Annotated in this window: 1 protein-coding gene; it reads left to right on the plus strand. The window is 72.6% G+C overall.

All coding sequences use genetic code 11. The features are described 5' to 3' along the window. The first annotated feature begins 178 nt into the window (after positions 1–178). On the plus strand, positions 179–12,658 hold the full coding sequence (locus QF032_RS35460) for a type I polyketide synthase (RefSeq protein ID WP_307059287.1): 12,480 nt from the start codon (positions 179–181) through the stop codon (positions 12,656–12,658). Positions 12,659–12,669: the final 11 nt, after the last annotated feature.

The raw sequence follows: 12,669 nt of genomic DNA on the forward strand, positions 1-12,669 counted from the left end.
GGCCGTGGCCGGCCGGACGACCGACCGGGACGACCGACCGGGACGACGACCGGGCACGGCCCACGACGTGCCTAGAGATTCCCCTAGAGCGTTTCCCCGGATCGCCGGACGGCCCCTGTCCGCGTGCGAATGTGTGAGCCACCCCCAGCCTCCCGCCCCCGGTCTTGGAGTGCCATCGATGAACCAGCCGGTGCCCACCGCCGCCCGCAACACCGCTCCCGGTCACGAGCCCGTGGCCGTGGTCGGCCTCGCGTGCCGGCTCCCGGGCGCCGACGATCCGGCCGCCTACTGGGAGCTGCTGGCCGCCGGCCGCAGCGCCGTCACCGACACTCCGCAGGACCGGCGCACCGGTGTACCCGCCCAGGGCTGGCCCACCCCGCACGGTGGCACCGCACCCCTGCGCGGCGGCTACATCAGCGCACCCGCCGACTTCGACGCCGCGTTCTTCGGCATCTCGCCCCGCGAGGCCGACGCCATGGACCCGCAGGCCCGCCTCGCTCTCGAACTGGGCTGGGAGGCCCTGGAGCACGCCGGCGTCCCGGTCACCGCCGCCCTGCGCGCCGTGGCGGTCTACGTGGGCGCCGACGGGTGCGACTACGCCGACGTCGTCCGCGACGCGGGACAGGGAACCGGACACCACACGCTCACCGGCCTCCACCGCTCCCTCATCGCCAACCGGCTGTCCTACGCGCTCGGCGTCAGCGGCCCCAGCGTGACCGTCGACAGCGCCCAGTCGTCCTCCCTGGTAGCAGTCCAGCTCGCCTGCGACAGCCTCCGGCTCGGTGACTGCGACCTCGCCCTCGCCGGCGGGGTGCACCTCAACCTCAGTCCGCGAAGCTCCCTGGCCGCCGCCCAGTTCGGGGCACTCTCCCCGGACGGCGCCTGCCACACCTTCGACGCCCGCGCCAACGGCTACGTACGCGGCGAAGGCGGCGGCATCGTCGTGTTGAAGCTGCTCTCACGCGCCGTCGCCGACCGTGACCACATCCACGCCGTCATCCGCGGCGGCGCCCTCAACAACGACGGAACCGGAACCAGCATCACCACCCCGGACGCCGACGCTCAAGCGGCCGTCCTGCGCACCGCGTGCCTGCGCGCCGGGGTCGACCCCGCCGGCATCGGCTACGTCGAACTCCACGGCACCGGAACCCGCGTCGGCGACCCCGTCGAGGCCGCCGCCCTCGGCGCGGTGCTCGGCACCGCCGACGGGCGACGCGCCCCACTGGCCGTCGGCTCCGTGAAGACCAACATCGGGCACCTGGAAGGCGCCGCCGGCATCGCGGGACTGCTCAAGACGGTGCTCTGCCTGTCCCACCGTCAACTCGTGCCCAGCCTGAACCACGACGAGCCGAACCCCGCCATCGACCTCGACGGCCTCGGCCTGCGCGTCCACCGCGACACCACCGACTGGGCCCCGGCCGCCCCCGGCGACCCGCTGCGCGCCGGAGTCTCCTCCTTCGGCATGGGCGGCACCAACGTCCACCTCGTCCTCGAAGAAGCCCCCGCGGCCGAAAAGGACCTGCGGCCGCCGCGCGCCACCCCCGCCACCGTGCCCTGGCTGCTGTCCGCCGCCACCCCTGGCGCGCTCCGCCTCCAGACGGACCGCCTCACCGCACACGTCCGCGACACCGACGCCGACCCCGTCGACATCGCGTGGTCCCTGCTGACCGCCCGCACCCCGCTCGCGCACCGGGCCCTCGCCGTGGGCTCGGACACCGCCGGTCTGCTCAGCGGCATCACCGCAGCGGCCCCGTCCCACCCTCTCGACGGCGACGTGAACCGGCCCGTGTTCGTCTTCCCCGGCCAGGGCAGCCAGTGGGCCGGCATGGCCGCCGAACTCCTCGCGTCCTCACCTGTCTTCGCGGCACGCCTCACCGAGTGCGGGCAGGCGCTGGCTCCGCACGTCGCATGGGATCTCGCCGCCGTGCTGCGCGGCGACGCCGACGCTCCGCCCCTGGACCGGTCCGACGTCGTGCAGCCCGTGCTGTGGGCCGTCATGGTGTCCCTGGCCGCCCTGTGGCAGTCGCACGGCGTCCGGCCCGCCGCCGTCGTCGGACACTCACAGGGCGAGATCGCCGCCGCCTGCGTGGCCGGAGCCCTCAGCCTGGAGGACGCCGCACTGGTCGTCGCTCTGCGCAGCAGGATCCTCGTACCGCTCGAGGGCCGCAGCGGAATGGTCGCGCTCACCCTTTCCGAGGACGCCGCCCGCCGGTTCACCGGGAAATGGGACGATCGCGTCACCGTCGCCGCCCTCAACGGCCCTGCCTCCACGGTCGTCTCCGCCGACATCGAGACCGTCGACGACATCCTCGCCACCGCGGAGCGCGAGAACGTCCGCGCCGGCCGCGTCGGAATCGACTACGCCTCCCATTCTCCGCACGTGAACCCGGTGCGTGAGCAGATGCTCGACCTCCTCGCGGGGATCACCCCGCGCCGGCCGGACGTGCCCTTCCTGTCCACCGTCACCGGAGACTGGCTCGAAGGCCCGGTCACCGACGCCCGGTACTGGTACGACAACCTCCGCAACCCCGTCCTCCTGGAGCCGGCCGTGCGTGCTCTGGCGCTCGCGGGCCACGGCGCCTTCGTCGAGGTCAGCCCGCATCCCGTGCTCATCGCCCCGGTCAAGGAGACCGTCGAGGCCGCGACCGGCCCCCGGCAGGCGGTGGTCACCGGAACCCTGCGCAGGGGCCAGGGCGGAGCCACCCGGTTCCAGACCTCCCTCGGCGCCCTGTGGAGCCACGGCGCCGACGTCGACTGGACCCCCGTCTTCACCGGCCTGGCGCCCCGGCGTCGCGATCTGCCCACCTACGCTTTCCAGCGCCGACGCCACTGGGTCACCGGCGTCTCGGACAACGCCGTGAACGGGCCGACGCCCACCGCGACGGCCCCCGCCGCCGACGCCCCCGGGACCACCACGGCGACCGCCACGGCGACCGTCTCCGACGAGGCGGCCTCAGGGCTCGGCAGCGGTGACGCGCTCCGCCTCGTCCGCGAGTGCACCGCGGTCGTCCTCGGCTACCCGGACCAGGCCCTGGTCGCCCCCCAGCGGACCTTCAAAGAGCTCGGCATCGACTCCGTCACCGCCGTCGAGCTGCGCGACCGGATCAACTCCGTCGGCGGCCTCACCCTGGCGACGACCGCCGTCTACGAGTACCCCACGCCCGCCCGGCTCGCCGAGAGCCTGAGCGCCTCCGCCCCTGCCCCCGCCTCCACCGAAGCCGCCTCCCACGATCGCCACGCGGCCGCCGACGAACCGATCGCGATCGTGTCGATGGGGTGCCGCTTCCCCGGCGGCGTCCGTGCCCCCGAGGACCTGTGGCGCCTGGTCCGCGACGAGACCGACGCCGTCACCGCGTTCCCCACCGATCGTGGCTGGGACGTCGAGGCCCTCTACGACCCCGACCCCGACCGCACCGGCACCACCTATGTGCGCGAGGGCGGGTTCCTGGCGGGCGCGGCCGAGTTCGACGCCGCCTTCTTCGGGATCTCCCCGCGTGAGGCGACGGCGATGGACCCGCAGCAGCGACTGCTCCTGGAAACCTCCTGGGAGGCGATCGAACGGGCAGGACTCGACCCCCGCGCCCTGCACGCCACTGCAACCGGCGTCTTCGTCGGAGTCACCGCGCCCGAGTACGGCCCCCGCCTCCACGAAGCGGGCGAAGCCGTCGAGGGCCACCTCCTCACGGGGACGACGGCCAGTGTGGCGTCCGGTCGCATCGCCTACGCCCTGGGACTGGAGGGCCCGGCGGTCACCGTCGACACGGCCTGCTCCTCCTCGCTGGTCGCCCTGCACCTGGCGGTGCGCGCGCTCCGCTCCGGAGAGTGCTCACTGGCCCTCGCCGCCGGCGCCACCGTGATGTCCGGCCCCGGCATGTTCGTCGAGTTCAGCCGTCAGCGCGGCCTGGCCGCCGACGGCCGCTGCAAGCCCTTCGCGGCCGGCGCCGACGGCACCAACTGGGCCGAGGGTGTGGGTGTGCTGTTGCTGGAGCGGTTGTCGGACGCGCGTCGGCTGGGGCATCAGGTGCTGGCGGTGGTGCGGGGTTCGGCGATCAACCAGGACGGTGCGTCGAACGGGTTGACGGCTCCGAACGGTCTTGCGCAGCAGCGGGTGATCCGTGCGGCGTTGGCGGACGCGGGTCTGTCGGCGGCGGATGTGGACGTGGTGGAGGCGCACGGTACGGGGACGAGGCTGGGTGACCCGATCGAGGCGCAGGCGCTGCTGGCGACCTATGGCCAGGAGCGTGACGGCGACCGCCCGTTGTGGCTCGGGTCCCTCAAGTCGAACATCGGCCACGCACAGGCGGCGGCCGGCGTCGGCGGCGTGATCAAGATGGTGCAGGCCATGAGGGCAGCGGTGCTGCCGAAGTCCCTGCACGCCGAAACCCCCTCGCCGCTGGTCGACTGGTCGTCGGGTGCGGTGGAGTTGCTGGCGCGGGCCCGGGTGTGGGAGGAGACCGAGGGGCGGCCGCGGCGGGCGGCGGTGTCGTCGTTCGGCATCAGCGGCACCAACGCCCACGTCGTCCTCGAAGGCATGACCGAACCGGCCGTGAGGGAGCCGGCCGTGACCGAACCGGCCGTGACGGAGGCGGCCGTGACCGAGCTCGCTCACTCGGTCGCGGGGGCGCCCGCCCGTGAGGTCGCACTGCCTTGGCTCGTCTCTGCCCGCACTCCGGCCGCACTCGCGGAGCAGGAGTCCCGGCTCACGCAGTTCACCGCCGGGTCCAGCTCACTTGACGCGGTGGACGTGGCGTGGTCGTTGTGGCGGTCGCGGTCGGTGTTCGAGTGCCGGTCGGTGGGTGTTGCGGGTGAGTGGGTGGCGTCGGGTTCTGTGGTGGGTGGTGCTGGGTCGCCGGTGTTCGTGTTTCCGGGTCAGGGTGCGCAGTGGGTGGGGATGGCGGTGGAGTTGTTGGATGTGTCGCCGGTGTTCGCTGCGCGGTTTGGTGAGTGTGGGGTGGCGTTGGAGGGGTTGGTGGAGTGGTCGTTGGTGGATGTGGTGCGGGGGGTGGGGGGTGCGCCGGGGTTGGATCGGGTGGATGTGGTGCAGCCGGTGTTGTGGGCGGTGATGGTGTCGTTGGCTGCGTTGTGGGAGTCGTTCGGTGTGCGGCCGGCTGCGGTGGTGGGTCATTCGCAGGGGGAGATTGCTGCTGCGGTGGTGGCGGGTGCGTTGTCGTTGGTGGATGGTGCGCGGGTGGTGGTGTTGCGGTCGCGGGCGATTGTGGCGTTGGCGGGTGGTGGGGGGATGGTGTCGGTGGCTCTTCCTGCTGAGGATGTGGGTGAGTTGGTGGGGCGTTGGGGTGGTCGGGTGTCGGTGGCGGCGGTGAATGGTCCGTCGTCGACGGTGGTGTCGGGTGATGTGGGGGCGTTGGAGGAGTTGGTGGGGTTTGCTGTGGGGGCGGGGGTGAGGGTGCGGCGTATTGATGTGGATTATGCGTCGCATTCGGCTCATGTGGAGGCGTTGGAGGCGGAGTTGGCGGGGGCGTTGGGTTCGGTTGTGGCGTTGGTGCCGTCGGTGCCGTTTTTGTCGACGGTGTCGGGTGAGTGGGTTGAGGGTGCGGTGTTGGATGGGGGGTATTGGTTCCGGAATTTGCGGCAGACGGTGTTGTTGGAGCCGGTGGTGCGGCGTTTGGTGGGGGAGGGGTTTGGGGCGTTTTTGGAGATGAGTCCGCATCCGGTGTTGACGGTGCCGATCGGTGAGACGGTCGAGGCTGTGGGTTCGGATGCGGTGGTGGTGGGTTCGTTGCGTCGGGGTGAGGGTGGTCTGGGGCGGTTCTATCTGTCGTTGGGTGAGGCGTGGGCGGGGGGTGTGGCGGTTGACTGGGGGCCGGTGTTTGCGGGGTTGTCGCCGTGTCGGGTGGAGTTGCCGACGTATGCGTTCCAGCGCAGTCGTTACTGGCTGGATCTGCCGAAGGTGCGGGCCGGGGTGGATCCGGTGCAGGAGGAGTTCTGGCGGACCGTCGAGGAGGGTGACCTCGAAGGGCTCGCGGGCACGCTCGGTGTGGCGGAGGGGCTGGAGAGCGTCGTGCCGGCTCTCGCCGCCTGGCGCACCGCACACCGCGAGCGGGGAGTGGTCGACGGATGGCGGCACCGGGTGGAGTGGCGGCCGCTGACCGCGAACGCCCCCACCGCCGTCGGAGGAACCTGGCTGATCGTCGCCCCCGAGTCGATGGAAGGTGACCACCTGGTCACCGACGTGCGGGCGGAACTGGAGGCGCGCGGAGCCCGTGCCGTCGTCGTCGCCGTCGACGCCGCCCGGCTGGACCGCGCGGCGCTCGCGGCACTGCTGACCACCGCCGACGTGTTCGCCGGGGTGCTGTCCCTGCTCGCGCTCGACGAGCGGCCGCACCCCCGGCAGCCCGCCGTACCGCTCGGGCTCGCCGGCACCCTCACACTGCTGCAGGCCCTCGGCGACGTGGGCATCGACGCACCGCTGTGGTGTGTGACCCGAGGCGCCGTGGCCGTCGGCGACGACGACGGGCCGGCGGCGCCCGGGCAGGCCGGCGTGTGGGGCCTCGGCCGGAGCGCCGCCCTGGAACACCCCAGGCGCTGGGGCGGACTCGTCGACCTGCCGCAGGCCGGGGCGAACGGCCTCACGGAGCTGCTGCTGGACGCCGTCACGGCAGGCGTGGCGGAGGATCAGGTGGCCCTCCGGGACGGCAGGACATACGGCCGTCGGCTCGTCCACGCCGCTACCCGCGGCAAGCCGGCACCGCGTGACTGGCGCCCGCGCGGCACCGTCCTCGTCACCGGGGGAACCGGCGCGCTCGGCGCCCATGTCGCCCGCTGGCTGGCCACCCGTGGAGCCGAACACCTCGTCCTGACCGGTCGTCGTGGCGACGGCTCCCACATCGCCGGCCTGCGGGACGAACTCGCGCACCACGGCACCCGGATCACCGTCGCCGCCTGTGACACCGCCGACCGCCAGGCGCTCGCCGACCTGGTCGACGGCCTTGCCGGCAGCGGCAGTCCGGTGCGGTCGGTCGTCCACGCGGCCGGCGTCAGCGTGCTCGGCCCGATCACGGAGACCGACGTCGACGACCTCGCCGCGACGCTGTCCGGCAAGGTTCTCGGCGCCGCCCACCTCGACGAGGTACTGGACACGGCCGAACTCGACGCCGTCGTCTACTTCTCCTCGATCTCCGGCACCTGGGGGGTCGCCGACCACGCCGCCTACGGTGCCGCGAACGCGATCCTCGACGCCCGAGCCGAACGCCGACGCGCCGACGGCGCGCCCGTGCTCAGCGTGGCCTGGGGACCCTGGGCCGGCGGCGGCATGATCGCCGAGTCCGTCCAGAACGACCTGCGCCGTCGCGGCGTCCCCGTCATCGAGCCGGCCACCGCGATCACCGGCCTTCAGCAGGCCCTCGACCACGAGGACACGGTCGTCGCGGTCGCCGACGTCGACTGGCGACGGTTCGCGGAGGTCTTCACCTCCGTACGGGGCAGTGCCCTCCTCTCGGAACTCTCCCCCTCCGGCGCCGAGACGTCGGAAACGGCGCCCGGGGCCGCCCGGGGCGACGGCGTCTCCGCCGCGCTGCGCGAGATGGCCGATCTCGAGCCCGAGCGGCGGACCGCCGCACTGCGCGCCCTGATCGGCACTCACGTGGCCGCGGCGCTGGGGCACGCCGACACGGAAGCGGTCAGCGTCGACGCGGCCTTCAAGGAGCTCGGCTTCGACTCCCTCACCGCTGTGGCGCTGCGCGACCGTGTGCACCGTGCCACCGGCCTGAAGCTGCCCACCACCGTCGTCTTCGACCATCCCAGCATCTCCGCGCTCGCCGCCTGCGTCGACGACCTGGCCTTCGGTGGCAGGCACGCGGACGCGCGGCCCGCCACGGACACCGCGGGCGCGGCCGTTCCGACGGCCGCCGACGAACCGATCGCGATCGTGTCGATGGGGTGCCGCTTCCCCGGCGGCGTCCGCGCCCCCGAGGACCTGTGGCGTCTCGTGGCCGACGGCATGGACGTCATCTCCCCGCTGCCCACCGACCGCGGCTGGGACCTCGACGCCCTCTACGACCCCGACCCCGACCGCCTGGGCACCAGCTACGTCCGGGAGAGCGGATTCCTCGACGACGCGGCCGAGTTCGACGCGGCCTTCTTCGGCATCTCGCCGCGTGAGGCGCTGGCGATGGACCCGCAGCAGCGACTGCTGCTGGAGACCGCCTGGGAGACCCTGGAGCGCGCGGGCATCGACCCCAAGACCCTGCGGGGCAGCTCGACCGGCGTGTACGTCGGCCTGACCGACCAGGAATACGCCGCCCGGCTGCGCGCTGCCTCCGGGGACAACGAGGGATACCTCGCGACCGGAGCGGCAGCCAGTGTGGCGTCCGGTCGCATCGCCTACGCCCTGGGACTGGAGGGCCCGGCGGTCACCGTCGACACGGCCTGCTCCTCCTCGCTGGTCGCCCTGCACCTGGCGGTGCGCGCGCTGCGCGCCGGTGAGTGCCGTCTGGCGGTGGCCGGCGCAGCCACCGTGATGTCGGGACCCGGGGCGTTCGTCGCCTTCAGTCGTCAGCGTGCCCTCGCACCCGACGGCCGCTGCAAGCCCTTCGCCGCCGACGCGGACGGATTCGCCCTGTCCGAGGGTGTGGGTGTGCTGCTGTTGGAGCGGTTGTCGGACGCGCGTCGGCTGGGGCATCAGGTGCTGGCGGTGGTGCGGGGTTCGGCGATCAACCAGGACGGCGCGTCCAACGGGTTGACGGCTCCGAACGGTCTCGCGCAGCAGCGGGTGATCCGTGCGGCGTTGGCGGACGCGGGTCTGTCGGCGGCGGATGTGGACGTGGTGGAGGCGCACGGTACGGGGACGAGGCTGGGTGACCCGATCGAGGCGCAGGCCCTGTTGGCGACCTATGGCCAGGAGCGTGACGGCGACCGCCCGTTGTGGCTCGGGTCCGTGAAGTCCAACATCGGCCACACGCAGGCCGCTTCGGGCATGGCCGGGATCATCAAGATGGTGCAGGCCATGCGCCACGCCACGCTCCCCGAGTCGCTGCGAGGCGATCAGCCTTCCCCGATCGTCGACTGGTCGTCGGGTGCGGTGGAGTTGCTGGCGCGGGCCCGGGTGTGGGAGGAGACCGAGGGGCGGCCGCGGCGGGCGGCGGTGTCGTCGTTCGGCATCAGCGGCACCAACGCCCACGTCGTCCTCGAAGCGCCGCCGCAGGACGCCGCGGACGCCGATTCCGAGCCCGTCGAGCGGAATCCGGCGCGCGACCGGGCGGTGGTGCCCCTCCTCACCTCGGCCCGCACGGAAGCGGCGCTGGCCGCCCAGGTCCGGCAGCTGACCGCACACCTGGAGTCCACGGCAGCCGACGCGGTGGATGTGGCGTGGTCGTTGTGGCGGTCGCGGTCGGTGTTCGAGTGCCGGTCGGTGGGTGTCGCGGGTGAGTGGTTGGCGTCGGGTTCTGTGGTGGGTGGTGCTGGGTCGCCGGTGTTCGTGTTTCCGGGGCAGGGTGCGCAGTGGGTGGGGATGGCGGTGGAGTTGTTGGATGTGTCGCCGGTGTTCGCTGCGCGGTTTGGTGAGTGTGGGGTGGCGTTGGAGGGGTTGGTGGAGTGGTCGTTGGTGGATGTGGTGCGGGGGGTGGGGGGTGCGCCGGGGTTGGATCGGGTGGATGTGGTGCAGCCGGTGTTGTGGGCGGTGATGGTGTCGTTGGCTGCGTTGTGGGAGTCGTTCGGTGTGCGGCCGGCTGCGGTGGTGGGTCATTCGCAGGGGGAGATTGCTGCTGCGGTGGTGGCGGGTGCGTTGTCGTTGGTGGATGGTGCGCGGGTGGTGGTGTTGCGGTCGCGGGCGATTGTGGCGTTGGCGGGTGGTGGGGGGATGGTGTCGGTGGCTCTTCCTGCTGAGGATGTGGGTGAGTTGGTGGGGCGTTGGGGTGGTCGGGTGTCGGTGGCGGCGGTGAATGGTCCGTCGTCGACGGTGGTGTCGGGTGATGTGGGGGCGTTGGAGGAGTTGGTGGGGTTTGCTGTGGGGGCGGGGGTGAGGGTGCGGCGTATTGATGTGGATTATGCGTCGCATTCGGCTCATGTGGAGGCGTTGGAGGCGGAGTTGGCGGGGGCGTTGGGTTCGGTTGTGGCGTTGGTGCCGTCGGTGCCGTTTTTGTCGACGGTGTCGGGTGAGTGGGTTGAGGGTGCGGTGTTGGATGGGGGGTATTGGTTCCGGAATTTGCGGCAGACGGTGTTGTTGGAGCCGGTGGTGCGGCGTTTGGTGGGGGAGGGGTTTGGGGCGTTTTTGGAGATGAGTCCGCATCCGGTGTTGACGGTGCCGATCGGTGAGACGGTCGAGGCTGTGGGTTCGGATGCGGTGGTGGTGGGTTCGTTGCGTCGGGGTGAGGGTGGTCTGGGGCGGTTCTATCTGTCGTTGGGTGAGGCGTGGGCGGGGGGTGTGGCGGTTGACTGGGGGCCGGTGTTTGCGGGGTTGTCGCCGTGTCGGGTGGAGTTGCCGACGTATGCGTTCCAGCGCAGTCGTTACTGGCTGGATCTGCCGAAGGTGCGGGCCGGGGTGGATCCGGTGCAGGAGGAGTTCTGGCGGACCGTCGAGGAGGGTGACCTCGAGGGGTTCGCGGGCACGCTGGGGCTGGAGGGGACCGGTGGTCTCGGTGATCTCCTGCCGGCGTTGTCGGCCTGGCACCGGGGACGGCAGGGCCGGGCGAAGCTGGACGGCTGGCGCTATCGGGTGGCCTGGCGGCCGTATGAGCTCGACGAAGGGGCCGCGCTCGAGGGGACCTGGCTGCTCGTCGTCCCCGAAGGGCGGACGGAGGACGACGTGACGGTCGGGGCGCGACGCGTTCTGGAGGAGGCGGCGCGAGTCATCCCCGTCGTCGTGCCGGAGCGGGCGGACCGGACGGTCGTCGCCGAACTGCTGGACGCCGCCGTGAAACCCGGCGACGCGCCCGCCGGCGTGCTGTCGCTGCTGGCCCTGGACGACGCACCGGACAAGCGCAGCCCGGGTGTCACCAGGGGAGTGCTCGGCTCCATGGCCCTGAGCCAGGCCCTCGCGGACAACGCGATCCAGGCGGGACTGTGGTCACTGACGCGTGGAGCCGTCGCCGTCGACGGCGAGGACGAGCCGGTCGCCGGCCAGGCTGCCGCATGGGGTCTGCTCCGGGTGGCCGCGCTGGACGATCCCGAGCGGTCCGGCGGACTGGTGGACCTCCCCGTGGACGGCGGCACCGAGTTGCTGGTGCGGCTGCCCGCGCTGCTCGCGGCAGGCGACGCGTCCGGCGGAGAGAGCGAGTTCGCGCTCCGGCCCGGGCAGCGGGGAGTGCGCGTCCGGCGAATGGTGCGCTCACCGCTCGCCGGACCCGCCGAGGCGCCGGTGTGGAAACCGCGAGGCGCCGTACTCGTCACCGGAGGCACCGGAGCACTCGGCGCCCATGTGGCAAGGGAACTCGCCCGGGAGGGCGCGGAGCATCTGGTGCTGACCAGCCGACGCGGTCCCGACGCGCCCGGTGCGGCGGAGCTGGAGCGCGAACTCACCGACCTCGGATGCCGGGTGACCATCGCCGCCTGCGACGTGGCCGACCGCGGCGCGCTGGCCGAGGTCATGGGAGGCATCCCGGAAGAGACTCCCCTGACGGCGGTCGTCCACACCGCGGGCGCCGTCGACCGGGCGCGGCCGCTCACGAAGATCGACGCCGACGAGGCGGTCGAGCTGATGCACGCCAAGGTCGTGGGCGCCGAGAACCTGCACGAGCTGCTGGGCGCACGCCCGTTGGACGCCTTCGTGCTCTTCTCCTCCGGAGCCGGCGTCTGGGGCAACGGCGGTCAGGGACCGTACGCGGCGGCCAACGCCCACCTCGACGCGCTCGCCGAACGGCGCCGCGCCGCCGGCCTGCCCGCCACCTCGATCGCCTGGGGCGCCTGGGCCGGCGGCGGCATGGTCGACGCCGAGGTCGGCGAGCAACTGGCGCGGCGCGGAGTGCCCGCGATGGAGCCGGCGCTCGCCGTGCGCGCCCTGCGCGAGTCGGTGGCGGCGGACGAGACCACCGTCGTCGTGGCGGACATCCGCTGGGACCGGTTCGTGCCCGCGTACTGCGCCCACGGGCACCGCACGCTGATCGACGAGATCCCGGACGTACAGGCCCTGCTGGCCGCGCAGGACGCCGAAAGGACGGCCGGGCACACCGCTGACGCGAGCACAGCGGTCGGCGGGCTCCGTGGCGAACTGGCCGCGTTGCCGGCTGCCAAGCGCAAGCGCCGACTGGCCGAGCTGGTCCGGACGCACGTAGGCGCGGTCCTAAAATCCGGAGCCGCCGACGTGGTCAAGCCCGGCCGGGCCTTCCGTGACATGGGATTCGATTCCCTGACCGCCGTCGAACTGCGCAACCGGCTCGGTTCCGCACTCGGCGCCAGGCTCTCCGCGACGCTCGTCTTCGACCACCCGACGCCGAACGCCCTCGCCGACCACCTGGGCGCGGAACTCTTCCCCGAGGACGACGGTGACACCGGGCTCGACCCCCGACTGCTGGGGATCGAGGCGGCCTACCGCGCCACCTCGGACCCGGCCGGCCGGGCGGAACTCGCCGAGGCGCTGCGCGGCCTGCTCGACTCCTGGGCGGCGCCCAACGGCGCACCCACCCCCGCCACCGTGGACGAGGAACTGGCCGGCGCTTCCGACCAGGACATGTTCGATCTGATCGACAAGGAACTCGGGATCTCCTGAGCGCACCCCCG

Origin of the sequence: Streptomyces achromogenes (assembly GCF_030816715.1) — a bacterium.
In the GTDB taxonomy this organism is placed as follows: Bacteria; Actinomycetota; Actinomycetes; order Streptomycetales; family Streptomycetaceae; genus Streptomyces; species Streptomyces achromogenes_A.